Genomic DNA, 23191 nt, shown 5'->3' on the forward strand with positions numbered 1-23191 from the left:
GGCCTTCATAGCGTCAACCCGCAGGAACCTGCATGAAACTCGACAAACCCGCCGCCATCGCCCGGCGCAACGAAGCACTGGCCCGCCCGGTGCTGACCAGCAGCAATACGCTGTTCGCCATCCTGGACAACAAACGCAACCTGTGGTGGTTCGAAGTGCCAGTGGCACTGCTGGGCAAAGGCCAGGCCGACTGGGTCAACCTGCTGCTGCACACGCCAGAAAGCGATGAGCTGCAGCACCTGAAGGTGCCCACCAATTTCCTCAAGGCCCACCTGGAGCAGATGGAAGTGCGCAAGCCTGGCAAGCGCCGCTCCACCATCAGCCTGGCCCTCAGCGCCGACCGTGACTCGCTGCTGCGCGACACCCGTCCGGGTGGCGAGCAGTTGGACTTCCGTAACTTCGTACAGGCGTAACGCGGTCAGGCTTTCTCGATACGATCGTCATGGATGACGATCAGGCCCTGCTTGAACAACCCGCCAATGGCCTTCTTGAAGTTGCCCTTGCTGACGTTGAACAGCTTGCTGATCAGCGCAGGGTCACTCTTGTCGCACACACCCAACACCCCGCCCTCTGCTTCCAGGCGCGCCATGATCTGCTCTTGAAGGGTGTCCGCCAGGGCAGCGCCTACCGGCTGCAGGCTCAGTGAAATCTTGCCGTCCTGCCGCACTTCCTTGATGAAGCCTTTCTCGTGCATGCCCGAGCGCAAGAACTTGAACACTTCGTTCTTGTGGATCAGGCCCCAGTGGAGGTTGTTGATGATGGCCTTGAAGCCCATCGGCGTTTCGCCGGCCACCAGCAGCTCGACCGGCTGACCAACCTTGTAGTCGGCCGGGGTGACATCGAGGTAGCGGTCCAGGCGCGAGGTGGCAGTGATACGGCGGGTGCGCTTGTCGAGGTACACGTGCACCACGCAGTAATCGCCAATCTTCAGCGGCCGTGCCTCTTCCGAGTACGGCATCAGCAAGTCCTTGGACAGGCCCCAGTCCAGGAAGATACCGGCACCGTTGATGTCCTTGACCTTGAGGCTGGCAAACTCGCCAACCTGCACCTTGGGCTTCTCGGTGGTGGCGATCAGCTGGTCTTCGCTGTCCAGGTAGATGAACACGTTCAACCAGTCATCGACCTCGGTCTCGGCGTTTTTCGGGATATAGCGCCCGGGCAGCAGGATCTCGCCATCGGCGCCGCCGTCCAGGTACAGACCGAAGTCCACGTGTTTCACGATTTGCAAACTGTTGTAACGCCCAAGCAGAGCCATTTCCGATGATCCTCAAGACAAGGCGACTATTCTACACCTGAAGCCACCACATGGCCCGACCACTCATGCAGTGGAACCGCCAGCCCGCACTTGCATCTACCTTCTGGCCAGCCTGAGGAAGGAACAGCACATGCCGCTACGCCTGCCCAAAGCCCTGCTTATCGCCATCGGCTTGGCCTTGGCCTTGGCCGCCTGCAGCCGCATCGACCTGGCCTATCGCAACCTCGACCGCCTGGTGCCGTGGTCGCTGAGTGACTACCTGGACATGAACCGCGAGCAGAGGGCGCTGCTGGATGATCGGTTGCGCGAGCACCTGGCCTGGCATTGCAAGACTCAACTGCCCGGCTACCTCGACTGGCTCGACCGGCTACGTGGCCTGGTCGCCGCCGGCCAGCTAACCGACCGGGCCCTCCAGCAAACCACCCACGACGTGCGTGAAGCGATTGGTCGGGTGACCGAGGAAATCACCCCTTCGGCCACCGAACTGCTGCGTGGCATGAGCGACGACCAGGTAGCAAAAATGCGTGAAGCTTTCCGCGAAGACATCAGTGAGCGGCAGAAGCAGTATGTGGATACGCCCTTGCCGAAGCAGATTGCCCGCCGTAGCGAGCGCATGGAAAAACGCCTGGCACCCTGGTTTGGCGAGTTGACTGCGGTACAGAAGCAACGCATCCAGACCTGGTCTCAAGCGCTGGGTGACCAGAACCGTGAATGGATCGCCAACCGCGCCCACTGGCAGCAGCAATTGCTGTTGGCGATGAACCAGCGCAACGACTCCAGCTTCGAGCCGCGCCTGGCGACCTTGTTGCAGCGCAAGGAAAGTTTGTGGACACCCGAGTACCGGGCGGCGTATCGGAATACCGAGCGCCAGGCGCGCAGCCTGCTGGTTGACCTGGTGCAGCAAAGCACTCCGCAGCAGCGGCGGTTCCTGCAGGAACGGTTGGGCAAGGTGCGCACCCATTTGAGCGATATGAAGTGTTTGAAGGGCTGACAGCCCTGTTCGACCTGATTCACCGGGCCTTGCGCCGATACGGAAACACATCGATCACTTTCCCTTCACGTATCGCCGCCTGCAGCCCCTTCCAGTAATCCGCGTCATACAGTTCCCCATGCAAGCGGCTGAACAACCGCCGCTGGCCCATATCGGCAAACAGAAACGGCGGAAACTCTTCGGGGAACACATCATGCGGCCCGATCGAGTACCACGGCTCGCCCGACATTTCGTCCTCCGGGTAACGCGGTGGCGGGATGTGGCGGAAATTCACCTCGGTCAGGAAGCTGATTTCGTCATAGTCGTAGAACACGACCCGGCCATGGCGGGTCACGCCAAAGTTCTTCAGCAGCATGTCGCCGGGGAAGATATTCGCCGCCGCCAGTTGCTTGATGGCCAGGCCGTAGTCCTCCAGTGCCTCCAGCACCTGGCCCTCGGTGGCCTGCTCCAGGTACAGGTTCAACGGCGTCATGCGCCGCTCGGTCCAACAGTGGCGGATCAGCACCGTATCGCCCTCCAGCGCCACCGTCGACGGTGCCACCTCCAGCAACTCGGCCAGGCAATCCGGCTCGAACTTGCTGCGCGGAAAGCGAAAATCGGCAAACTCCTGGGTGTCGGCCATACGGCCCACCCGGTCGACGCTTTTCACCAGCCGGTACTTGTCGATCACCGTGGCGCGGTCCACGGTTTTCGATGGCGAAAAGCGGTCCTTGATGATCTTGAACACCGTATTGAAGCCAGGCAAGGTGAATACACTCATGACCATGCCCCGTACCCCTGGCGCCATGACAAAGCGGTCATCACTGCTGGCCAGGTGGTTGATCAGCGCGCGGTAGAACTCCGACTTGCCCTGCTTGTAGAACCCGATCGAGGTGTATAGCTCGGCAATGTGCTTGCCTGGGAGGATGCGCTTGAGGAAATTGACGAACTCGGCCGGCACCGGTACATCGGCCATGAAGTAAGAGCGGGTGAACGAAAAGATGATCGACACCTCGGCCTCGTCGGTGATCAATGCATCGGCCTCGATGCCGTGGCCTTCGCGGTGCAGCAAGGGAATCACCAACGGCCACTGCTCATCGCTGTTGTACAGGCGGCCAACCAGATAGGCCCCCTTGTTGCGGTAAAGCACGGGTACAAACAGCTCCAAGGCCAGCGCCGGGTCCTTGCACACCCAGTCGGGCAGGCATTCACGCAATTGTTCTTCCAGCCGCGTCAGGTCGCCTTCCAGGTCGCCATACGGCATGTCGAACGGGTAATCGGCGAACACCGCACGCAGCAAGTTCCTGAGACTGCCGTCAAGCCGATAGGTACGTGTTTGCGCGGCGCGCTCACGGCCGCGCATGGAAGGCCGGGTGGTGTGGATGAACATGCAGCCGTCGCTGATCTGGTCATGGCTGAACAGGCTGCAGAACAGCGAGTTGTACCAGGTCTCTGCCAGCTCGTCGTCCAGGCGGGGGTCAATCAGGTGGATATAGGCGTTTTTCACCAGCGGCCACTGCTCCACGTCCAGCAGCACCTCCGTGGCAAAGGCCTGGCGCAGCCAGCCGTTGACTTCAGCGACTTTCTCTTCATAGAGATTGATGCGGGCGGCGGCGGCCTGCTGGATATCCTGCCAGCGCGCCTGCTCGAAGCGCTTGCGGGCTCCGAGAGTGATGCGCTGGAAATGATCGCGGTAGTCGTCGAAGCCGGCGAGGATCATCCGGGCGATTTCGACAGCGGGCCAGGGCTGGGACATGCGTGGGGCCTCGGAGCAGGGATTGAGTACAGAGCTTAGCCGCCCTTGGGTGCATGGGTTACTGCCATTGAAGGCCCGAGCTGGCGTAGTTACAGCAGCGTTGTCCAACGCCCGCAGCCCGAGAGGAATTACACAGCAAGAAAGCACAAGAATCCCCCCGCCCCCTGGCGTACACTCGCGCCCCTGCCTTGCCTTCGGAGACCGTTGTGAGCCCCATCGCCCTAGCCCGCCTGCTGACCCTTGCCGCCGTCTGGGGAGCGAGTTTCCTGTTCATGCGCATCATCGCTCCCGAACTGGGCACGGTGCCGACCGCGTTCTTCCGGGTCTCCATCGCCTGTCTGGGCCTGATCGTGCTACTCGCCGCCGCCCGCGTGCGCTGGGACTTCCAGGGCAAGCTCGGCGCGTGCCTGGTGCTGGGCATGATCAACTCCGGCATCCCCGCCACCTTCTACTCGGTGGCGGCCCAGGTGCTGCCTGCCGGCTATTCGGCGATCTTCAACGCCACCACCCCGTTGATGGGCGTGCTGGTCGGCGTACTGTTCTTCCGCGAGCCAATGACCCTGGCCAAACTCTGCGGCATCTTCCTTGGCCTGTTCGGCGTCGGCATTCTCAGCGGTGCCGGCCCGGTGGCGCTGGACATGGACCTGCTGCAAGGCGCCCTCGCCTGCCTGGCGGCCACCACCTGCTACGGCTTTGCCGGGTTCCTCGCCCGCCGCTGGGTCAGCGGCCTGGACAGCCGTCTTTCCGCGCTGGGCAGCATGCTCGGCGCCACGCTGATGCTGACCCCGCTGTTCGGCTGGAGCGCACTCACCCAACCGCCCGCCAGCTGGGGGGGCTGGGAGGTGTGGTTGTCGTTGCTGGGGCTGGGGCTGCTATGCACCGCCTTTGCCTACATCCTGTACTTCCGCCTGCTGGCCGAGATCGGACCGATCAAAGCCAGCACCGTGACCTTCCTGATCCCGGTGTTCGGTGTATTGTGGGGGGCATGGCTGCTGAACGAGCCGTTGTCGATGGCGCATCTTTACGGCGGCCTGCTGATTGGCCTGGCCTTGTGGCTGGTGCTGCGCCCAGCGCGCCGCTGAAGCGGGGTACTGCATGAACAGCGCGTACAAGAAGGTCCTGTTCCGCCTGGAACAGGACGAGAACGGCTACCCACCGGCCTCGGTCGAGGGCCTGTGGGCCAAGGCCGTGGAAGGCGGCTATGCCATCGACAACATACCCTTCCATGTCTACGGCATCGCCCCAGGCGATGTGATCGACACCCGTGAAGAAGAAGGCGAAACCTGGTTCGCAGAACTGCGCCACAGCAGCGGCAGCTCGGTGTTCCGGGTGGTCGTCAAACCACCGGAAACCCTCGACCAGGTGCGCGCGGCATTGCTGGATTTCGGCTGTGCCTGTGAAACCGAGCAAGCAGTGAAGATGTTGGCTGTCGAGGTCCCGCCGCAACGCTCGCTCGACACCCTGCTCTACTACCTGCTCACCCAGCGCGAAGCCGGCCTGCTGGACTTCGAGGAAGGCGTGTTGCGCCACGCCATCCCCGAAGAATTCCGCTAGGGCCTACGCTTCCGCCAGGCGCGCCGCGGGCTTGCGAAACACGAACAGCAGCCCAACAACGATCAGCCCCATGCCCAGCAAGCTTAGCGGCGCCAGGCGATTACCGAAGATCAGCAAGTCCATCACTGCAGTCACTGCCGGCACCAGGTAGAACAGGCTGGTGACATTGACCAGGTTGCCCTTGGCGATCAGCCGGTACAGCAGCAAGGTTGCCAGCAGCGAGACCACCAGGCCCATCCACAGCAGCGCACCGACGAAGCTGCCGGTCCACTCGACATGGAGCGGTTGCAAAGGTGCGAACAGCGCGCACATGGCAAAGCCGGCCAGGTACTGCAGCGGCAGTGTGCCCATGGGGTTGTCGGTAATGCGCTTCTGCAGGATCGAGCCAAAGGTCATGCTGACCAGCGCCAGCAGGGCGAACAGCATCCCCGCCAGCGATACCCCGCCCAGGTTGATGCCCTGGTAGACCACCATGATCAAGCCACCCAGCCCCAAACCCAGGCCGAACAAACGGCTCCAGGAACGCTGGCGCTCCATCAGCACCACGGTGAGGATCGGTTGGACGCCCATCACCGTCGCCATGACACCAGGGGTGACATGGGTATCAAGCGCCAACAGATAGAAGATCTGATAGGCACCGAGCAGCACACACCCGGTACCCAGGGCGCGCAGAATGCTCCCGCGAGTACGCGGCCAGCGCAGCCCTAGCAACGGGCCGATCAGCAACAGGCCAGCCAGTGCCAGCGCCGAGCGCAACAGCAGAAAGGCGAACGGGCTGGCATGCGCCAGGCCAAGTTTGGAGACGATCGCCCCGCTGCTCCACAGCAGGACGAACAGGCAGGTAGTGGCCGCCGAGGCCACGGACGCTTTGGTAAAGACAGACATGAATTGCCACCTGATAGTAGGCAGATAAGCCAAACGGACGGCGTGCGCTTCGACGTAAGAAGTGGCCGACCGTGTTCAGTAGGTTGCGCGTGCGAAGGGTTGCGGCACGAAGCCGATCAGCCCAGCACAACCACGCAATGAGGCGGAGCTACGCCGCCTACGACGCCACTGACAGGTGGTGGGGAGTGACAGATCATGACCGGCTGCTGGCTACCACGCACGACCATGCCCGCGACTGGCGCGATGGCAAAGCATGTGGTGGAAGGAATGGCAGGCATGACAGCGGTCTTTGAAGAAGTGAATGTTCTGGAATATAGCGAGTGATTCTTCGCGGCACAAGCCTGCTTTCACAGGTTCTGCTCATCCTTCAAGGAGGGTGATGCACTTGTGGAAGCGGGTTTGCCCCCGCGAAGAGGCCCGAACAGACTACAAAAAATCAGAACAACCAGCGATACAGCAGATACGCCACCACCACCGCCAGTACCGGCCGTAGCACGCGGTAAGCCTTGGGGTTGGCGCGCTTGAACTGCTTCACATGGCTGCTGATCCTGTTGCTGAAGCGCTTGCTCCAGGCGTACGCCTGGTTGATCCCGCCCACGCGCTCTTCGTCAGTGTTCTGCGGCGCGGTGGCGCGGCCGAGGAAGGCACTGACCTTACGGTTGATGCGCGTCATCAGCGGGCTACTCAGCGGGCGCTCGATGTCGCAGAACAGGATCACGCGGGTTACGTCGGTTTCGTTCTTGACCCAGTGCACGTAGGTTTCGTCGAACATCACGTCTTCGCCATCACGCCAGGCGTACTGCTCACCGTCCACGTAGATGCGGCATGCGTCGGAGTTCGGCGTGGACAACCCCAGGTGGTAGCGCAGCGAGCCTGCGAACGGGTCACGGTGCGGGTTCAGGTGGCTGCCGCCGGGCAGCAGGGCAAACATTGCGCCCTTGACATTGGGGATGCTGCTGACCAGCTCGACGGTGCGCGGGCACAGGGTTTGCGCCGAAGGCAGCGGTTTGTCGTACCACTTCAGGTAAAAGCGCTTCCAGCCCTTCTTGAAGAACGAACCAAAGCCGGCGTCGTTATCCTTCTCGGCGGCACGGATATAGCCTTCGTCGAACAGGCGCATGGCCTCTTCGCGGATTTCCTGCCAGTTGTCCTTCAGCACGTCCAGCTCCGGGAAGCGCTGACGGTCCAGATAGGGCTTGGACGGCACGCCGGAAAACAGGTACATCAACGCGTTGTAGGGGGCGAACAGCGCCGAGTGGTTGACGAACTGGCGCAACACCGGCAGGCGGGCCTTGCCGCGCAGGTGCACGAACAGCACGCTGCCGAAAAACACCAGCAAGACACCCGCCTTGGCTGCAAAGGAAAAGGTCATGCTTTCACTCCTTGGGGAAGAGCCAGGGCTGCGCTGCCTGCTCTCCAGAAAATCATCCTGCCATCATAAACCGATCCCGCCGCGGTAAAAACAACCCGGGCGGGATCGCATTCATGAAGATTCTGCAATAAACCCGGCCGCCGATTGTTGCGCCGGGTCAGCGGCAAGGCCGATTACTGTTGGTTTTCCTGCTCGCTGAACATGTCGCTGAACAGCATGCTCGACAAATATCGCTCGCCCGAATCGGGCAGGATTACGACGATGGTCTTACCCTGCATTTCCGGTTTCTCGGCCAGGCGCACCGCCGCCGCCATTGCCGCACCGCAGGAAATACCGCAAAGGATGCCCTCTTCCTGCATCAGGCGAATAGCCATGGTCTTGGCCGCTTCGTCGGTCACCGTCTCCACTTGGTCGACGATCGAAAGGTCGAGGTTTTTCGGCACGAAGCCGGCGCCGATACCCTGGATTTTGTGCGGGCTTGGCTTGAGCTCTTCGCCGGCCAGGGTCTGGCTGATCAGTGGCGATGCCACGGGTTCCACTGCCACCGAAAGGATGGCCTTGCCTTGGGTATGCTTGATGTAACGCGACACGCCGGTGATGGTGCCGCCAGTGCCCACGCCCGCCACCAGCACGTCGATGGCGCCGTCAGTGTCGCTCCAGATCTCCGGGCCGGTGGTTTTTTCATGAATGGCCGGGTTGGCCGGGTTTTCGAACTGGCCCGGCAGGAAGTACTGGTCCGGCGCGGAGGCGACGATTTCGTTGGCCTTCTCGATGGCGCCCTTCATGCCCTTGGCCGGATCGGTCAGCACCAGCTCGGCGCCCAGTGCCTTCAGCACCTTGCGGCGCTCCAGGCTCATCGAGGCGGGCATGGTCAGTATCAGTTTGTAGCCGCGGGCGGCGGCGACGAAGGCCAGGCCGATACCGGTGTTGCCCGAGGTGGGCTCGACGATGGTCATGCCCGGCTTGAGCTTGCCGCTGCTCTCGGCGTCCCAGACCATGTTCGCGCCAATGCGGCATTTGACCGAATAGCCCGGGTTGCGCCCTTCGATCTTGGCCAGGATGGTTACGCCGCGCGGGGCGATGCGGTTGATCTGCACCAGCGGCGTGTTACCGATGGAGTGGGCGTTGTCTGCAAAGATACGGCTCATGGCAGGGGTCCTTGGCATGAAAAAGCAGGGAAATGCCTCAAGGGTAAGCCTGCGGCGGTGGCCCGTAAAGCCTGTTCGAACTCAGCCCGCCGCGGTGCGGTCAACCGCACATCCCGCCTTGGAGACCGCCTCATGAAAGCCCGCTATCGCTGGCCGCTGGTCGGCCTGGCCAGCCTGACCGTGCTGCTGGTGGCGCTGCACCTGGCCCTGCCCTACCTGGTGCGCGACTACCTCAACGACAAGCTGGCCGACATGGGTGACTACCGCGGCCAGGTGGCCGATGTGGACCTGGCCTGGTGGCGCGGTGCGTATCAGATCAATGGGCTGAAGGTCGTCAAGACCACCGGCAAGGTGCCCGTACCGCTTCTCGACGCCCCACTGATCGACCTTTCGGTGAGCTGGCGCTCGTTGTGGTACGACAAGGCAGTGGTGGCCGAGGTGACCTTCGTGCGCCCCGAGCTGAATTTTGTCGACGGTGGTAGCAAACAGGCATCGCAGACCGGCCAAGGTACCGACTGGCGCCAACAGCTGGAAAAACTCCTGCCCATCACCCTCAACGAAGTGCGTATCGACAACGGCGTGCTGACGTTCCGTAACTTCAATTCCAAACCACCGGTCGACCTCAAGGCCACCCGGTTGAATGCCAGCATCCACAACTTGACCAATGTGCGCGACCAGAAAGGCCGTCGCGATGCCAGTTTCGAAGGTACGGCGCTCATCGCGGGTGATGCGAAGGTAGAAAGCCGTGCCACCTTCGACCCGTTCAGTGATTTCGATGACTTCGAATTCAGGCTTCGCGCCACCGGCATCGAGCTGCGCAAACTGAATGACTTTGCCAGCGCCTACGGCAAATTCGACTTCAATGCCGGGCACGGTGACGTGGTCATCGAGGCCCAGGCAGAAAACGGCCGGCTGAACGGCTATATAAAACCGTTGCTGCGCGATGTCGACGTGTTCGACTGGCGACAGGACGTCGAGGAAAAGGACAAGGGCTTCTTCCGCTCGGTGTGGGAGGCCCTGGTGGGGGCGACCGAGACGGTGCTGAAAAACCAGCCGAAAAACCAGTTCGCCACCCGGGTGGAACTCAGCGGCAGTGTGCGCCAACAGGATATCAGTGCCTTCGAGGCGTTCTTGCAGATCCTGCGCAACGGGTTTATCCAGGCGTTCAATGCACGCTACGAGCAGCCAGCGCCGAAGTCTGACTGAGAGAACGTGACGGGGCATTCAGGGACTGAATGCCCGGTCTGCGTTTGCAGCCGCCTGGCCCCGCGTTATAGTCGGAAACAAATCCAGATTATGTGCTGCCTGTTCGGGCCTCTTCGCGGGTAAACCCGCTCCTGCAACCTTATTAGGCGCGGGTTTACCCGCGGAAAGGCCCGCACAGCCCTAAACAGAGGACAGCCCCCCATGAAGTTCGAAGGCACCCGCGACTACGTCGCCACAGACGACCTGAAACTGGCGGTAAACGCGGCCATTACCCTCGAACGCCCGCTGTTGGTCAAGGGCGAACCAGGCACTGGCAAAACCATGCTCGCCGAGCAGTTGGCGGCCTCTTTCGGGGCGCGCCTGATCACCTGGCACATCAAGTCCACCACCAAGGCCCACCAGGGGCTGTACGAGTACGACGCAGTCAGCCGCCTGCGTGATTCGCAGCTGGGCGTGGACAAGGTGCACGATGTGCGCAACTACCTGAAAAAGGGCAAACTCTGGGAGGCCTTCGAGGCCGACGAGCGGGTCATCCTGCTGATCGACGAAATCGACAAGGCCGATATCGAATTCCCCAACGACCTGCTGCAAGAACTCGACAAGATGGAGTTCTACGTCTATGAAATCGACGAGACCATCAAGGCCAGACAGCGTCCGATCATCATCATTACCTCGAACAACGAAAAAGAGCTGCCGGATGCCTTCCTGCGCCGCTGCTTCTTCCACTACATCGCCTTCCCCGACCGCACTACCCTGCAGCAGATTGTCGACGTGCACTACCCGAACATCAGCCAGTCGCTGGTCAGCGAGGCGCTGGATGTGTTCTTCGATGTGCGCAAGGTGCCGGGCCTGAAGAAAAAGCCGTCCACCTCCGAGCTGGTCGACTGGCTCAAGCTGCTGATGGCCGACAACATCGGTGAAGCGGTGCTGCGCGAACGCGACCCGACCAAGGCCATCCCACCGCTGGCCGGTGCGCTGGTGAAAAACGAGCAGGATGTACAACTGCTCGAGCGCCTGGCCTTCATGAGCCGGCGCGGCAACCGCTGACAGGAGCAGGGCCATGCTGCTCAATCTGTTCAATGAGATGCGTGCGGCCAAGGTGCCGGTTTCGGTGCGTGAGCTGCTCGACCTGCACCAGGCCTTGCAAAAGCGCGTGGTGTTTGCCGACATGGACGAGTTCTACTACCTCGCCCGCGCCATCCTGGTGAAGGACGAACGCCACTTCGACAAGTTCGACCGTGCCTTCGCCGCCTATTTCAAGGGCCTGGAAAACCTCGACCGGCACATCGAGGCGCTGATTCCTGAAGACTGGCTGCGCAAAGAGTTCGAGCGCTCGCTGACTGACGAAGAGCGCGCGCAGATCCAGTCGCTGGGCGGCCTGGACAAGCTTATCGAGGCATTCAAGAAACGCCTCGAAGAGCAAAAGGAGCGCCACGCTGGCGGCAACAAGTGGATTGGTACCGGCGGTACCAGCCCATTCGGCTCGGGCGGCTTCAATCCCGAGGGCATCCGCGTCGGTGACGCCGGCAAGCGTCAGGGCAAGGCGGTAAAAGTCTGGGACCAACGCGAGTACAAGAACCTCGACGACCAGGTCGAGCTGGGCACCCGCAACATCAAGCTGGCGCTGCGTCGGCTGCGCAAGTTCGCCCGCGAAGGCGCCGCCGAAGAGCTCGACATCGACGGCACCATCGACCACACCGCACGGGATGCCGGGTTGCTGAACATCCAGATGCGCCCTGAACGGCGCAACACCGTGAAGCTGCTGTTGCTGTTCGACATTGGCGGTTCGATGGATGCGCACGTCAAAGTCTGCGAAGAGCTGTTCTCGGCCTGCAAGACCGAGTTCAAGCACCTGGAGTATTACTACTTCCACAATTGCGTTTATGAGTCGGTGTGGAAGAACAACCTGCGCCGCACGTCCGAACGTTTTTCCACCTTCGACCTGCTGCACAAGTATGGCGATGACTACAAGGTGGTGTTCGTCGGTGACGCGGCCATGGCGCCCTACGAGATCACCCAGCCGGGTGGCAGCGTGGAGCACTGGAACGAAGAAGCCGGGTATGTGTGGATCCAGCGCTTCATGGAAAAATTCAAGAAAATCATCTGGATCAACCCTTACCCCAAGCAGGCCTGGGAATACACCGCGTCGACCCATCTGGTGCGGGACCTGATCGAGGACAAGATGTATCCGCTGACCCTGCAAGGGTTGGAGGAAGGGATGCGCTACCTGTCCAAGTGAGGTTGCCTGTACCGGCCCTTTCGCGGGCTCGCCCGCTCCCACAGGCCCCCCACATTCACAACCCTCAAATGCAGTGCTATCCCTGTGGGAGCGGGCAAGCCCGCGAAAGGGCCAGCAGCCTTACGACCAACGCCCCAGGTAAATCTGCTGCTCACGCCAGGCCTCGTCCTGCACCACCGCCCTGAACCGCACCACCGCCCCCGGCATGCACTGCGCCAGTTGCGCCAGCGCCAGCGGCGTCAGCGCGCCCAGCCGCGGGTACCCACCAATGGTCTGCCGGTCATTGAGCAACACGATCGGCTGGCCATCCGGCGGCACCTGCACCGCCCCCAGCGGGATCCCTTCGGAGATCATCGGCGCCCCTTGGTAGACCAGCTGCGGGCCCAACAACCGGATGCCCATGCGGTCAGCCCGGCTATCCAGTGTCCACTCTCGGTTGAATGCCTCGAACAGGCTGGTACCGCTGAATTCGCCGATCTGTGCGCCTATCACCAGATCGAGCACCGGCTTTTTGGCAAACTGCGGGCACAACGCTTGCGGCACTTCGCGCAGGGGTGCATTGCTACCGGTAAAAGCCAATGCCTGGTGTTTAGCCAGCGCAGCACCCTGACCATCGATGCCACCCAAGGCTTCACGTACCACGGTGGCACAACTGCCCAGCACATCCTTGCCCTGAAACCCTCCCGGTGCCGCCAGATACGCCCGCACACCCCGTTTTGGCTGCTTCAGGGTCAAGCGCTGCCCCTTGGCCAGGGCAAAACTGCGCCATGGCGCCAGGGGCTGACCATCGACACACGCATCCAGGTCGGCACCGGCCAGGGCCAGCACGCAATCCTGTTCGGCCACTACGCAAAAACCACCCAGCGCCACCTCGACCACCGGCGCCCCCAACGGGTTGCCCAGCAGCCAGTTGGCCCAGTGCATCGCCACCCAGTCCAGCGCCCCGCCCTGGGTCACGCCCAAATGACGCACGCCAAAGCGCCCGGCATCCTGTAACTGGCACAACGGCGTACTGGCCTCGATCCTCAACAGCTTCATCCCTGCGCCTCCACATCACCACCCATGGTCAGGAACTCACTGCGCGAAACCGGCACGAAGCGCACCCGGTCACCGGGTTGCAAGAGGCTGTAACCCTCACGCTCACGGTCGAACAAACGCACCGGGGTGCGCCCAATCAGGTTCCAGCCACCCGGCGATACTGCCGGATACGCTGCCGTCTGGCGTTCGGCAATGCCCACGCTGCCCGCCGCCACGCGCTTGCGCGGGGTACTCAGACGAGGGCTGGCCAGGCGCTCGTCGACCAGGCCCATGAAGCCGAAACCGGGTGCGAAGCCCAGGGCAAACACCGGGTAAACACGTTCGCAGTGCAAGCGAACAATCTCGGCTTCACTCAAGCCGCTGCGGGCCGCCAGCACAGGCAGCTCAGGGCCGACACTGGCGTCGTACCACACCGGGATCTCGTGTCGGCGGCCGCCATTGCCGGTGTCAGGCTGCAAGCCGTCCAGCGCCTGAGCGATTCGCGCCCTCGCCTCGCCCGGCGGCAGGGCCGACTGCACCATCAGCGTGGTGTAGGACGGCACCAGGTCCAGCAGGTGCTCGCCGAACGCCGCGCTCAAGCGCCGGCTGGCGGCGAGCATCCATGGCATGTTGGCCTCATCGATACGGTCGAACAGGCGTACCATCAGGCTGTCGATGGCGACCACTTCGATTCGGGGCTTCATCACGCCTCCAGCCCATCGAGGGCCTGGCGAATCTGCCGCACCGCCGCCACCGAACTCTCGTTGTCGCCATGCACGCAGAGGGTGCGGGCGGCGAGCTGCAAGGCACTGCCATCGTCAGCCACCAGCGTTTCGCCTCGGGCCAGACGCACAGCCTGCTCCACCACCCGCGCCGGGTCGTGATGCACCGCGCCCGGCAGGCGCCGCGACAGCAGATGGCCGCTGGCGGTGTATGCGCGGTCTGCGAACGCCTCGAACCACAGCTGCACGCCCATTTCATCACCCAGTGCCTGGGCGGCTCGGTTGTCGGCGGTGGCCATCAGCATCAACGGCAGGTGGCTGTCATAGGCCGCTACGGCCTCCAGTACGGTACGCAGCTTGAACGGGTCGGCCATCATGTCGTTGTACAGCGCCCCATGGGGCTTCACATAGGCCACACGGCCACCCAGCACTTTGCAGATGCCATCCAGCGCACCGATCTGGTAATGCAGCAGGTCGCGGATTTCTTCCGGGCTGCAGGCCATGGAACGGCGGCCAAAGCCGACCAGGTCCGGGTAGGCCGGATGAGCGCCGATAGTCACCCCGTGCTCCAACGCCAACGCCACGGTGCGACGCATGATACCGGGGTCACCGGCATGGTAACCGCAGGCGATGTTGGCGCAATCGATGTAAGGCATGACTTCGGCATCCAGGCCCATGCGCCAGCTGCCGAAACTCTCGCCCATGTCGCAATTGAGTAGCAGGCGTTCCACCACGCGGTCTCCCTTGTCGTTGTGCATATACCTACCTTACCGCGCCTGCAGGTGTTTGCCGCGGGTTTCTGGCAGGCTCAGCGCCGCCAAGATCACAATGCCGTAGGACACAGCAGAGAACACACCGATACCCAGGCCCAGCGGAACATTCTGGCCGAGCATGCCGATCATCAACGGGAACAGCGCGGCGATGACCTTGCCGATGTTGTAGCAGAAGCCTTGCCCCGAACCCCGAATGCGCGTGGGGAACAGTTCGGTCAGAAATGCCCCCATGCCGCTGAAGATACCCGAGGCGAAGAAGCCCAACGGGAGGCCCAGCCACAGCATCACACCATCGCTGACCGGCATCTGCGTGTACAACAGCACAATGACGAAAGAGCCCACGGCGAACAGGATGAAGTTCTTCTTGCGCCCCAGCAGGTCGGACAGATAAGCGCTGACCACATAGCCCACGTACGAGCCGAGGATCACCATGGCCAGATAGCCACCCGTGCCCAGCACACTCAGGCCGCGTTCGTTCTTCAGGAAGGTTGGCAGCCACGAGGTGATGGCGTAGTAACCGCCGAGCGCGCCGGTGGTCAGCAGGGATGCCCGCACGGTGGTCCAGAGCATGCCCGGGGCGAAGATTTCGTAGAAGCGCGAAGGTGCCTCGGCGTTTTCCACTGCCTTGGCCTTGCGATATACCTCAGGGTCCTTGACCAGGCGGCGAACGAAGATCACGAAGATTGCCGGTACCAGCCCCAGCAGGAACAACGCACGCCAGGCCTGCTCTGCCGGCAGCCAAGAGAACAGCAGCGCATAGAGGATGGCTGTGAGGCCCCAGCCGATTGCCCAGCCGGACTGCACCATGCCCACCGCCTTGCCGCGGTCCTGGGCGCGGATCACCTCGCCGATCAACACCGCACCGGCGGTCCACTCGCCACCGAAGCCAAAGCCCATCAGGGTTCGGGCAATCAGCAGTTGCTCGTAGTTCTGAGCGAAGCCACACAGGAAAGTGAAGAAGGCGAACCACAATACCGTCAGTTGCAGGGTACGCACCCGGCCGATGCGGTCGGAGAGGATACCGGCCACCCAGCCTCCTGCAGCGGAGGCGATCAGCGTGCTGGTGTGGATCAAGCCGGCTTCGGTGGTGGTGAGCCCCCACAGCATGATCAGCGTAGGGATGACGAAGCTGAGCATCTGCGTGTCCATGCCGTCCAGGCCATAGCCGATCTTGCAGCTCCAGAAGGTACGTCGTTGCTGTTTGTCGATGTCGCGGTACCAGGCGAAAGGCCCGGACGAAGGGAAGGAACTGACCTGCTGCTGCGCGCCGGTGGGGTTCATGGATGCCTCGGCTTGTTGGTATTGTTTTATGGGCGACATAAAGCGTCGCGGCCTGGGCGCCATTGTTCAGAGGCCGCCTCGCCTTCGTCCAACGAAAAAAACCGCCGGTCTGGAACAAGAAAAACTGATCATGAACCTTCGCTTCCTCGAAACCTTCGTCTGGGTCGCCCGGCTCAAGAGCTTCCGCTTGACGGCAGAAAAGCTGTTCACCACCCAGGCCTCGGAATCCAGCCGTATTGCCGCACTGGAGGCTGACCTGGGCGTGAAGCTGCTGCTACGCGACTCTCGCGGGGTCAGCCTGACCCCGGAGGGCGGCAAGGTGCTGGAATACGCCGAACGCATGCTGGAAACCGCCAAGGCCATGAAGCAGTCGCTGGACAGCGACCGGGCCAAGGTCGGACGCATTCGCATCGGGGTGATGGACACTGTGATCCACACCTGGATGAGCGCACTGGTGGCGGAGTTGAGCGAGCGCTACCCGCAGGTGGAAATCGAACTGGTGGCCGACACCGCGCTGAACTTGCGCGAGCAGTTGCAGAAGGGTTTTCTTGACGTGATCTTGCAGACCGACTTGCTGCGCGAGCAATCGATCCGCAGCCTCGACCTGGCGCGCTACCCAATGGGCTGGGTGGTGGCCGCAGGCGCCCACCAGCACAGGGACTATGCGTCGCTGGCCGAACTTGGGCGCGAGCGCATCATCACCTTCTCGAAGAATTCACGGCCGCACCAGGAGGTGCTGAGCTTGCTGCAGACTGCGGGGGCAGAGGCGCCGCGGTTGAATTGCGTGAATTCGGTGGCGGCGATTACCCGGCTGTTGCGCGACGGTTTTGGCATTGGCGCGCTACCGCCGGCGCTGGTGGATGCCGAGTTGGGCCGGGGCGAGCTGGTGCTGCTGGAAGGGTTGCAGCCGCCGCCGAGCCTGGAGCTGGTAGTGGCGTGGCAGACCGGGGTGGTGTTGGTAGATGAGGTGGTTGGGGTTTGCCGGCAGGTGCTGGAGCGGTATGCGCGGGATGTGGGTGGGCAGCGGATCGTGCTGGTCTGAACGACGGTCTCCGCCTGTACCGGCCCTTTCGCGGGCTTGCCCGCTCCCACAGGAGTCATCACAGGCCTGGCGGGCCAGGTTGTACCTGTGGGAGCGGCCAAGCCCGCGAAAGGGCCGGTACAGGCACAGCAGAACTTAGCGCCAGCTCTCTTTCACCACCCTGCGCCGCCCGCCCAGGATCAGCCAGCCAATCCCCAGCAACAGGCTTTCGACCACAAAGGCCAGCACAAAACCGGCACCCACACCCCAGCCAATCGCCTCGGGCACCAGCAGAATCTGGTAGCTGTAGCCATTGAGGGTTTCTTCGCGCAACTGCGGGTCGGCCTGCACCAGCACATGCCAGGTACGCTCGGCCCATGACCCTTGCAGCACCTGCCATTCGTTTTCCAGCAGTTCGTTGCGGATCATCAGGCTTTCGATGCTGTTGGCGTCACTGTTGAACACCGGATCGTCGCTGCTGCGGTAGTGCTGCAGCAGCGCCTGCAAGTCGCCCTTGAAAAAGCGCTCGGCCGTTTGCCGGAACCCATCGAGCGCCTCGCGCGATTCGAACAGGTGCGCCTCGACCCGCTGGCTATAGTCCTTGACCAGCCCCGGGACCTGGATACCGGCCAGCAGGCCGAAGGTGAACAACAGCAATCGCAGGTAACTTCTGAACATGCAGCGTCCTTAGCTCTGGCCGTGCGCCACGCACTCGCCGTGCCGCCACAGGGCCCACTGACCCGGCGCGTAGCGGTGCCAGGTCTCGTTCTCGGTCAAGGCCTCGGTGGCAATCACCGTGACCACGTCGTTGGGGGTGGTTTCGGTATGAAAATCGACGATCAGGTCGACATCCTTCAACCGTGCGGCACCAAATGGCGCTCGGCGGGTAATGTGCACCAGCTTGGTCGAGCAAAAACAGAACAGCCAGTCGCCATCGCTGAGCATGCAGTTGAATACGCCCTGACCACGGTAGCCGGCACAGGCTTCGACCAGCACTGGCAGTAGCTGTTCCACCGGCACCGGTTCGGGGAAGGCGCTGCGGATGCGGTTGAGCAGGTCGCAGAAGGCCGCTTCGCTGTCGGTGTCGCCCACTGGCCGGTAGAAACTGGCCAGGCCCTTGAAGTCACCCAGTTGGCCGTTGTGCGCGAAGCACCAGTTGCGGCCCCACATTTCCCGCACGAACGGGTGGGTATTGGACAGGCACACCCTGCCGACGTTGGCCTGACGGATATGACCGATCACCACTTCGCTTTTGATCGGGTAGCGCTGCACGAGGTTGGCCACTTCCGACTCGCTGCTCGCTGCCGGGTCCTGGAACAGGCGCAGACCACGACCTTCGTAAAAGCCTATACCCCAGCCGTCACGGTGCGGGCCGGTACGCCCGCCCCGCTGCATCAGGCCGGTGAAGCTGAAAACGATGTCGGTAGGGACATTGGCACTCATGCCCAGCAGTTCGCACACAGGCGTGTCTCCGTTTACAGACGAGGCTCGACCCGGCCTGCGCCACGCGCTGCGGCTGGCGGCAAGTCGTCACGGTACCGGTCGCTGCGCTCGGCAGCCAGCGGCGCCTGGGCGCCGAGCTGATCATCCTCGGCCAGCTGACGCCTGGCGGCGGCCTCGGTCTGTTCACGGCGCGTGCGCGCGCGTTTTTCCAGCGGCCAGCGAAGCAGCACGAAGAGGAAGTACAGGGCAAAGGCGATCATGCCGTACATGGCGAAATCCGACACAGCGCGCCAGGCGTTATTGCCGACCTTGAAGGCAACATCCAGTGCGGTGATGGCGATTGCAGGGGCGAAACTGTCCTTGACCGGGTCGACGATGGTCGGGGTCAGCAGCAGCACCGCCAGCACCACCCGTAGCGGTTCGCGCAGCCAGCGCCACATCCAGCCGGTGAGCTTGAAGCCCACCAGCAGGCACCCTAAGGCGGCCACTGCGTAAAGGCCCCAGGCGAAGGTGTAGTCGTTCTCGGTCATGGTGTTCGTGCAAGCCAGGCAAAGAGATGCCTATGATAAACACTTTTCCGGGCGCAGACAGTGTTTGCCTGTGCCGGCGTCTTCGCGGGCAAACCCGCTCCTACCTCGGTGCGATCCCTGTAGGAGCGGGTTTGCCCGCGAAGAGGCCGGCACAGGCAACTCCAATCAAGAGACCTTCAATGCCAACCAAGCCCCAACCCCCGATTGCCCAAGCCGACCAGGCCACCGACCCGTATGCCTGGCTGCAAAAGCGCGACACCCCCGAGGTACTCGCTTACCTGCACGCTGAAAACGCCTACCAGGAAGCCTGCCTGGCCGACCAGGCACCGTTGCGTGAGCAACTGTTCGAAGAGATCAAAGGCCGCATCCTGGAGACCGACCTGTCATTGCCGGCGCCCTGGGGCCCCTACCTGTACTACACCCGTACCACCGCCGGCGACGAATACCCGCGTCACTACCGCTGCCCACGCCCCGCCGACGACTCGAACACCGTCGATGAAAACCAGGAGCAGCTGCTGCTCGACCCCAACGTCCTGGCCAACGGCGGTTTCCTTTCCCTCGGCGCGTTCAGCGTCAGCCCCGACCACCGCCTGCTGGCCTACAGCCTCGACACCAGCGGCGACGAAATCCATACCCTGTACATCAAAGACCTGGCCAGTGACCGTGTCACTACCCTGCCCTTCGACGACTGCGACGGTAGCCTGACCTGGGCCAACGACAGCCAGACGTTATTCTTCGCTGAGCTGGACGACACCCACCGCCCATGGCGCCTGCGTCGCCACACCTTGGGTACCAACGCCGCGCAAACCGTGTTCGAAGAGCCGGACGGGCGTTTCTTCCTGCACTGCTACCGCACCAGTTCCGAGCGCCAGCTGGTGCTGCTGCTGAACAGCAAGACCACCAGTGAGGCCTGGGTACTGGACGCCGAAACCCCGCAGGCGCCGTTCACCTGCCTGGCGCCGCGCGTCGAAGGCCACGAATACTTCCCCGACCATGGCCAGCTCGACGGCGAGTGGCGCTGGTTCATCCGCACCAACCAGGATGGCATCAATTTCGCCCTGTACCACGCGCCAGTCGCGCCAGTACCTAGCCGCGAACAGTGGCAGGTGCTGGTGGCGCACCGCGACACGGTCATGCTCGAAGGCCTCAGCCTGAATAGCGGTGCCCTGACCCTGAGCCTGCGCGAAGGCGGCCTGCCAATCATCGAAGTACGCCCGCAGGGTTTGCCGGCCTACCGCGTCGAGCTGCCAGATGCCGCCTACAGCCTGTACGTGCAGGACAGCCTTGAGTTTGCCAGCACTCGCATACGCTTGCGCTACGAAGCGCTCAACCGCCCGGCCCAGGTGCGCCAACTGGCGTTGTCCACGGGCGCCCAGGTGGTGCTGAAACAAACCCCCGTGCTCGGTGCATTCGATGCCGATGACTATGTCAGTGAGCGCCTGTGGGCAACCGCGGCGGACGGCACCCAGGTGCCAATCAGCCTGGTACGCCGCCGCCAGGACCTGGGCAAGACCGTGCCACTGTACCTTTACGGTTATGGCGCCTATGGCGAAAGCCTCGACCCCTGGTTCTCGCATGCGCGCCTGAGCCTGCTGGAACGTGGCGTGGCCTTTGCCATCGCCCATGTGCGGGGTGGCGGTGAACTGGGGGAGGCCTGGTACCGCGCCGGCAAGCAGGAGCACAAGCACAACACCTTCAGCGACTTCATCGCCTGCGCCGAGCACCTGATCAGCCAAGGCGTGACTGCCGCCGATCGCCTGGCCATCAGTGGTGGCAGCGCCGGCGGCCTGCTGATCGGCACGGTGCTCAACCTGCGCCCGGAATTGTTCCGCTGCGCCATTGCCGAAGTGCCATTCGTCGACGTGCTCAACACCATGCTCGACCCGGAGCTGCCGCTGACCGTGACCGAGTACGACGAATGGGGCAACCCTGAGGAGCCGGAGGTGTATGAACGGATCAAGGCTTATGCGCCGTACGAGAACCTGAAAGCGCAGGCCTACCCGGCGATGCTGGTGGTGGCGGGCTACAACGACAGCCGCGTGCAGTATTGGGAAGCCGCCAAATGGGTGGCGAGGTTGCGCACGCTCAAGACCGACAGCAACCTGCTGCTGCTCAAGACCGAGATGGGGGCTGGGCACGGTGGGATGAGCGGGCGGTACCAAGGGTTGAAGGATGTGGCGCTGGAGTATGCGTTCGTGTTTGGCGAGCTAGGTATTGCCTAAACCCAGGTTTGAGCACCCGCGCGATCACTGTGGGAGCGGGCAAGCCCGCAAAAAATTCAATGCAGTGCCCTGGCACCGGCTGCGCCGGTGTTCGCGGGCAAGCCCGCTCCCACAGCGATCGCCCAGCTTTTAGAAGTTGAGCAAGACAGTTGCTCACACATGATGGCGGCGCAGAGTGCTCATGCTCAATCATCCTGCGCCGGCGGCTTCGGCGGCTCCGGCCGCAACCCGGGCAATGGCTGGTCCTTCGGCGGGCCGGGCACTGGCATCGGCGGCAACAACGGCGCCCCCGGCTGACTGTCATAAGCCTTGGGCGGTGTACTCGGGGTTATCTGCGGGTATGGCGTGGGCGTGGGCGTACCCGGTGCACCAGGCACTGGCGTATTGAGTCGAGGTGGCGTGCTGGCAGCTTCTGCCAGAGGCAGGCCAGCCATCAACAGCGCGGCGAGGATCGCGTGAAACATCAGCAACCTCCTGTCGGGAACCTTGCTACAGGCTACGCCTAAATCAACGCTTTCGCCTGTCCGCCTGACCTGCAAGCGCGCTAGACTCAATGGCATAACCGTCACCTGCCTGATCAGAACAAAGGAAACACCATGAGCTCCACCTCTTCTGCCGCCGCTACCGCGCGCCTCGACCGCATCCTGGCCGATGCCAAGCGCGACAAGGAAATGGGCTACCGCGACAAGGCCCTGAGAATGTACCCGCACGTGTGCGGCCGCTGCGCCCGCGAGTTCGCCGGCAAGCGCCTGAGCGAACTGACCGTGCATCACCGTGACCACAACCACGACAACAATCCTCAGGACGGTTCCAACTGGGAGCTGCTGTGCCTGTACTGCCACGACAACGAGCACTCGCGCTACACCGACCAGCAGTACTTCAGCGAAGGCTCCACCAGCACCCCGAGCATTGCCAAGGCCACGCACAACCCGTTTGCCGGGCTGGCGGGCATGCTGAAGAAAGACTGACCATCGATTCGCCCCCCGCTGCTACCGGGCAGCCCGTATAATCGCGCTTTTTTTCGCGAAGGGCCCCGGTACGTGGCAAACAAACGATACAGCTGCATCGGCCTGTTCAACCCCAAGTCGGCAGAAAACGTCGGCTCTGTGATGCGCGCCGCGGGCTGCTATGGCGTCAATTCGGTGTTCTACACGGGCAAACGCTATGAGCGCGCGCGTGACTTCGTCACCGACACCAAACGTGTGCACTACGACATCCCGCTGATCGGCATCGACGACCTGCAGCGCATTATCCCGCTGGGCTGCACGCCCGTGGCGGTGGAACTGGTGGAGGGCGCACGGCCATTGCCGGACTACACCCATCCAGACCGTGCCATTTACATCTTCGGGCCAGAGGATGGCTCGTTGAGCGAAGAGGTGAGGGGATGGTGTGAAGAGACAATCTACATACCAACCGAGGGCTGCATGAACCTGGCGGCGACGGTGAATGTGGTGCTGTACGACCGATTGGCCAAGGGGCTGAATACCCGCTCGGGACCCAAGTTCAAATAAAAAGGCCGCCACTGCGGCAGCAGGACAGGCCTGCCAACACAGGACGGCCAGGTGCTGAGCTCCGTCAGAACAGCACCGAAACCGGGCGGAACATTGCCTCGACAAACCATGGGTTGTCGCGATCAACGTTGCCGACGATGGTCGGCTGCGCGCTCCCCTTCCTCGGTTTCGCCCCGTGAACAATGCTGAGTTTCTGCTCGGCGGTGTATTCCAGGTACGACTTTACACACCTGAAATGCGACTTGCTGAAGATGTCGCCTTGCCGATTGCCAGGGGCCAGGGAGGC

Annotated in this window: 26 protein-coding genes; 12 read left to right on the forward strand and 14 right to left on the reverse strand. The window is 62.6% G+C overall.

Annotated features, from left to right (window positions below):
* Window positions 1-32: 32 nt before the first annotated feature.
* The gene (locus ACYCCG_RS07115) at window positions 33-413 is read left to right on the forward strand and encodes a hypothetical protein (RefSeq protein WP_003254641.1); all 381 of its coding nucleotides are present in this window, start codon (window positions 33-35) and stop codon (window positions 411-413) included.
* Between the two features lie 5 nt (window positions 414-418).
* Here the strand turns inward: ACYCCG_RS07115 and ACYCCG_RS07120 are convergent, their stop codons facing one another.
* Entirely contained in the window at window positions 419-1255 is an 837-nt protein-coding gene (locus ACYCCG_RS07120) for a CvfB family protein (RefSeq protein WP_459669889.1), read from the reverse strand.
* 130 nt (window positions 1256-1385) lie between these two features.
* Between ACYCCG_RS07120 and ACYCCG_RS07125 the strand changes: the two genes are divergently transcribed.
* Window positions 1386-2246 (forward strand): DUF6279 family lipoprotein, encoded by an 861-nt coding sequence (locus ACYCCG_RS07125; RefSeq protein WP_176685589.1) that lies wholly within the window; start codon window positions 1386-1388, stop codon window positions 2244-2246.
* A gap of 19 nt (window positions 2247-2265) precedes the next feature.
* Here ACYCCG_RS07125 and aceK read toward each other — a convergent pair whose 3' ends face one another.
* Window positions 2266-3981 carry a bifunctional isocitrate dehydrogenase kinase/phosphatase gene (gene aceK, locus ACYCCG_RS07130; RefSeq protein WP_176685590.1) on the reverse strand — a complete coding sequence of 572 codons (1716 nt, stop codon included), beginning with the start codon at window positions 3979-3981 and terminating at the stop codon, window positions 2266-2268.
* 206 nt (window positions 3982-4187) lie between these two features.
* Here aceK and ACYCCG_RS07135 point away from each other — a divergent pair, with 206 nt between their 5' ends.
* Together ACYCCG_RS07135 and ACYCCG_RS07140 are read left to right on the forward strand one after the other, a co-directional pair.
* Window positions 4188-5063: a DMT family transporter gene (locus ACYCCG_RS07135; protein WP_459669891.1), complete on the forward strand. Its 876-nt coding sequence runs from the start codon at window positions 4188-4190 to the stop codon at window positions 5061-5063.
* Between the two features lie 13 nt (window positions 5064-5076).
* Window positions 5077-5535 carry a DUF4265 domain-containing protein gene (locus ACYCCG_RS07140; RefSeq protein ID WP_176685592.1) on the forward strand — a complete coding sequence of 153 codons (459 nt, stop codon included), beginning with the start codon at window positions 5077-5079 and terminating at the stop codon, window positions 5533-5535.
* Window positions 5536-5538: 3 nt separating this feature from the next.
* Here the strand turns inward: ACYCCG_RS07140 and ACYCCG_RS07145 are convergent, their stop codons facing one another.
* Complete coding sequence (locus tag ACYCCG_RS07145; RefSeq protein ID WP_392462481.1) at window positions 5539-6420, reverse strand: DMT family transporter; 882 nt, start codon at window positions 6418-6420, stop codon at window positions 5539-5541.
* A gap of 195 nt (window positions 6421-6615) precedes the next feature.
* Between ACYCCG_RS07145 and ACYCCG_RS07150 the strand changes: the two genes are divergently transcribed.
* Entirely contained in the window at window positions 6616-6744 is a 129-nt protein-coding gene (locus ACYCCG_RS07150) for a hypothetical protein (RefSeq protein ID WP_339443827.1), read from the forward strand.
* A 112-nt stretch (window positions 6745-6856) separates the two neighbouring features.
* Here the strand turns inward: ACYCCG_RS07150 and ACYCCG_RS07155 are convergent, their stop codons facing one another.
* Together ACYCCG_RS07155 and cysK are read right to left on the reverse strand one after the other, a co-directional pair.
* Window positions 6857-7792, reverse strand: a complete 936-nt coding sequence (locus ACYCCG_RS07155) for an aspartyl/asparaginyl beta-hydroxylase domain-containing protein (RefSeq protein ID WP_176685594.1) — start codon at window positions 7790-7792, stop codon at window positions 6857-6859.
* Between the two features lie 173 nt (window positions 7793-7965).
* Window positions 7966-8940 (reverse strand): cysteine synthase A, encoded by a 975-nt coding sequence (gene cysK, locus ACYCCG_RS07160; protein ID WP_339443826.1) that lies wholly within the window; start codon window positions 8938-8940, stop codon window positions 7966-7968.
* A gap of 132 nt (window positions 8941-9072) precedes the next feature.
* Between cysK and ACYCCG_RS07165 the strand changes: the two genes are divergently transcribed.
* The 3 genes from ACYCCG_RS07165 (at window position 9073) to ACYCCG_RS07175 (ending at window position 12385) form a co-directional block, all read left to right on the forward strand.
* A complete protein-coding gene (locus tag ACYCCG_RS07165; RefSeq protein WP_459669894.1) occupies window positions 9073-10146 on the forward strand; it encodes a DUF748 domain-containing protein in 1074 nt (357 codons plus the stop codon).
* Window positions 10147-10347: 201 nt separating this feature from the next.
* Window positions 10348-11193, forward strand: a complete 846-nt coding sequence (locus tag ACYCCG_RS07170; protein ID WP_016488585.1) for an AAA family ATPase — start codon at window positions 10348-10350, stop codon at window positions 11191-11193.
* A gap of 13 nt (window positions 11194-11206) precedes the next feature.
* Window positions 11207-12385, forward strand: a complete 1179-nt coding sequence (locus ACYCCG_RS07175) for a vWA domain-containing protein (protein WP_021783384.1) — start codon at window positions 11207-11209, stop codon at window positions 12383-12385.
* 120 nt (window positions 12386-12505) lie between these two features.
* Here ACYCCG_RS07175 and ACYCCG_RS07180 read toward each other — a convergent pair whose 3' ends face one another.
* The 4 genes from ACYCCG_RS07180 to ACYCCG_RS07195 are packed head-to-tail and all read right to left on the reverse strand — an operon-like array spanning window position 12506 to window position 16178.
* On the reverse strand, window positions 12506-13423 hold the full coding sequence (locus ACYCCG_RS07180; protein ID WP_459669895.1) for a 5-oxoprolinase subunit C family protein: 918 nt from the start codon (window positions 13421-13423) through the stop codon (window positions 12506-12508).
* Entirely contained in the window at window positions 13420-14106 is a 687-nt protein-coding gene (gene pxpB, locus ACYCCG_RS07185) for a 5-oxoprolinase subunit PxpB (RefSeq protein WP_209967528.1), read from the reverse strand. Before pxpB ends, ACYCCG_RS07180 begins: the two co-directional genes overlap by 4 nt.
* Entirely contained in the window at window positions 14106-14882 is a 777-nt protein-coding gene (locus ACYCCG_RS07190; RefSeq protein WP_209967530.1) for a 5-oxoprolinase subunit PxpA, read from the reverse strand. The genes pxpB and ACYCCG_RS07190 overlap by 1 nt, the downstream gene beginning before the upstream one ends.
* A 9-nt stretch (window positions 14883-14891) precedes the next feature.
* A complete protein-coding gene (locus tag ACYCCG_RS07195) occupies window positions 14892-16178 on the reverse strand; it encodes an MFS transporter (RefSeq protein WP_209967533.1) in 1287 nt (428 codons plus the stop codon).
* Window positions 16179-16308: 130 nt separating this feature from the next.
* On the opposite strand from ACYCCG_RS07195, the gene ACYCCG_RS07200 reads away from it, so the two are divergent.
* Window positions 16309-17220 (forward strand): LysR family transcriptional regulator, encoded by a 912-nt coding sequence (locus ACYCCG_RS07200; RefSeq protein ID WP_459669898.1) that lies wholly within the window; start codon window positions 16309-16311, stop codon window positions 17218-17220.
* Between the two features lie 135 nt (window positions 17221-17355).
* Here ACYCCG_RS07200 and ACYCCG_RS07205 read toward each other — a convergent pair whose 3' ends face one another.
* Genes ACYCCG_RS07205 through ACYCCG_RS07215 form a run of 3 tightly spaced genes read right to left on the reverse strand, consistent with a single transcriptional unit; the run spans window position 17356 to window position 19172 of the window.
* On the reverse strand, window positions 17356-17877 hold the full coding sequence (locus tag ACYCCG_RS07205) for a DUF2937 family protein (protein WP_003254669.1): 522 nt from the start codon (window positions 17875-17877) through the stop codon (window positions 17356-17358).
* Between the two features lie 9 nt (window positions 17878-17886).
* The gene (locus tag ACYCCG_RS07210) at window positions 17887-18660 is read right to left on the reverse strand and encodes a class II glutamine amidotransferase (protein ID WP_003254671.1); all 774 of its coding nucleotides are present in this window, start codon (window positions 18658-18660) and stop codon (window positions 17887-17889) included.
* A gap of 14 nt (window positions 18661-18674) precedes the next feature.
* Window positions 18675-19172: an MFS transporter gene (locus ACYCCG_RS07215; protein ID WP_176685790.1), complete on the reverse strand. Its 498-nt coding sequence runs from the start codon at window positions 19170-19172 to the stop codon at window positions 18675-18677.
* A gap of 179 nt (window positions 19173-19351) precedes the next feature.
* On the opposite strand from ACYCCG_RS07215, the gene ACYCCG_RS07220 reads away from it, so the two are divergent.
* The gene (locus tag ACYCCG_RS07220; RefSeq protein ID WP_209967538.1) at window positions 19352-21394 is read left to right on the forward strand and encodes a S9 family peptidase; all 2043 of its coding nucleotides are present in this window, start codon (window positions 19352-19354) and stop codon (window positions 21392-21394) included.
* Window positions 21395-21579: 185 nt separating this feature from the next.
* Here ACYCCG_RS07220 and ACYCCG_RS07225 read toward each other — a convergent pair whose 3' ends face one another.
* The gene (locus ACYCCG_RS07225; RefSeq protein ID WP_176685788.1) at window positions 21580-21858 is read right to left on the reverse strand and encodes a hypothetical protein; all 279 of its coding nucleotides are present in this window, start codon (window positions 21856-21858) and stop codon (window positions 21580-21582) included.
* Window positions 21859-21990: 132 nt separating this feature from the next.
* On the opposite strand from ACYCCG_RS07225, the gene ACYCCG_RS07230 reads away from it, so the two are divergent.
* Both ACYCCG_RS07230 and ACYCCG_RS07235 read left to right on the forward strand, forming a co-directional pair.
* Window positions 21991-22362: a YajD family HNH nuclease gene (locus ACYCCG_RS07230; protein ID WP_003254676.1), complete on the forward strand. Its 372-nt coding sequence runs from the start codon at window positions 21991-21993 to the stop codon at window positions 22360-22362.
* 72 nt (window positions 22363-22434) lie between these two features.
* A complete protein-coding gene (locus ACYCCG_RS07235) occupies window positions 22435-22905 on the forward strand; it encodes an RNA methyltransferase (protein ID WP_003254677.1) in 471 nt (156 codons plus the stop codon).
* 64 nt (window positions 22906-22969) lie between these two features.
* Here ACYCCG_RS07235 and ACYCCG_RS07240 read toward each other — a convergent pair whose 3' ends face one another.
* Complete coding sequence (locus ACYCCG_RS07240) at window positions 22970-23185, reverse strand: hypothetical protein (protein ID WP_370844815.1); 216 nt, start codon at window positions 23183-23185, stop codon at window positions 22970-22972.
* Between the last annotated feature and the right edge of the window lie 6 nt (window positions 23186-23191).

It is taken from the genome of Pseudomonas sp. VEM90, assembly GCF_054611535.1.

What these genes read in the sequence shown, in the direction of transcription:
- ACYCCG_RS07115 (WP_003254641.1), top strand. Translation starts at nt 33, where the DNA reads ATGAAACTCGACAAACCCGCCGCCATCGCCCGGCGCAACGAAGCACTG.
- ACYCCG_RS07120 (WP_459669889.1), bottom strand. Translation starts at nt 1,255, where the DNA reads ATGGCTCTGCTTGGGCGTTACAACAGTTTGCAAATCGTGAAACACGTG.
- ACYCCG_RS07125 (WP_176685589.1), top strand. Translation starts at nt 1,386, where the DNA reads ATGCCGCTACGCCTGCCCAAAGCCCTGCTTATCGCCATCGGCTTGGCC.
- aceK (WP_176685590.1), bottom strand. Translation starts at nt 3,981, where the DNA reads ATGTCCCAGCCCTGGCCCGCTGTCGAAATCGCCCGGATGATCCTCGCC.
- ACYCCG_RS07140 (WP_176685592.1), top strand. Translation starts at nt 5,077, where the DNA reads ATGAACAGCGCGTACAAGAAGGTCCTGTTCCGCCTGGAACAGGACGAG.
- ACYCCG_RS07145 (WP_392462481.1), bottom strand. Translation starts at nt 6,420, where the DNA reads ATGTCTGTCTTTACCAAAGCGTCCGTGGCCTCGGCGGCCACTACCTGC.
- ACYCCG_RS07150 (WP_339443827.1), top strand. Translation starts at nt 6,616, where the DNA reads ATGACCGGCTGCTGGCTACCACGCACGACCATGCCCGCGACTGGCGCG.
- ACYCCG_RS07155 (WP_176685594.1), bottom strand. Translation starts at nt 7,792, where the DNA reads ATGACCTTTTCCTTTGCAGCCAAGGCGGGTGTCTTGCTGGTGTTTTTC.
- cysK (WP_339443826.1), bottom strand. Translation starts at nt 8,940, where the DNA reads ATGAGCCGTATCTTTGCAGACAACGCCCACTCCATCGGTAACACGCCG.
- ACYCCG_RS07165 (WP_459669894.1), top strand. Translation starts at nt 9,073, where the DNA reads ATGAAAGCCCGCTATCGCTGGCCGCTGGTCGGCCTGGCCAGCCTGACC.
- ACYCCG_RS07170 (WP_016488585.1), top strand. Translation starts at nt 10,348, where the DNA reads ATGAAGTTCGAAGGCACCCGCGACTACGTCGCCACAGACGACCTGAAA.
- ACYCCG_RS07175 (WP_021783384.1), top strand. Translation starts at nt 11,207, where the DNA reads ATGCTGCTCAATCTGTTCAATGAGATGCGTGCGGCCAAGGTGCCGGTT.
- ACYCCG_RS07180 (WP_459669895.1), bottom strand. Translation starts at nt 13,423, where the DNA reads ATGAAGCTGTTGAGGATCGAGGCCAGTACGCCGTTGTGCCAGTTACAG.
- pxpB (WP_209967528.1), bottom strand. Translation starts at nt 14,106, where the DNA reads ATGAAGCCCCGAATCGAAGTGGTCGCCATCGACAGCCTGATGGTACGC.
- ACYCCG_RS07190 (WP_209967530.1), bottom strand. Translation starts at nt 14,882, where the DNA reads ATGCACAACGACAAGGGAGACCGCGTGGTGGAACGCCTGCTACTCAAT.
- ACYCCG_RS07195 (WP_209967533.1), bottom strand. Translation starts at nt 16,178, where the DNA reads ATGAACCCCACCGGCGCGCAGCAGCAGGTCAGTTCCTTCCCTTCGTCC.
- ACYCCG_RS07200 (WP_459669898.1), top strand. Translation starts at nt 16,309, where the DNA reads ATGAACCTTCGCTTCCTCGAAACCTTCGTCTGGGTCGCCCGGCTCAAG.
- ACYCCG_RS07205 (WP_003254669.1), bottom strand. Translation starts at nt 17,877, where the DNA reads ATGTTCAGAAGTTACCTGCGATTGCTGTTGTTCACCTTCGGCCTGCTG.
- ACYCCG_RS07215 (WP_176685790.1), bottom strand. Translation starts at nt 19,172, where the DNA reads ATGACCGAGAACGACTACACCTTCGCCTGGGGCCTTTACGCAGTGGCC.
- ACYCCG_RS07220 (WP_209967538.1), top strand. Translation starts at nt 19,352, where the DNA reads ATGCCAACCAAGCCCCAACCCCCGATTGCCCAAGCCGACCAGGCCACC.
- ACYCCG_RS07225 (WP_176685788.1), bottom strand. Translation starts at nt 21,858, where the DNA reads ATGTTTCACGCGATCCTCGCCGCGCTGTTGATGGCTGGCCTGCCTCTG.
- ACYCCG_RS07230 (WP_003254676.1), top strand. Translation starts at nt 21,991, where the DNA reads ATGAGCTCCACCTCTTCTGCCGCCGCTACCGCGCGCCTCGACCGCATC.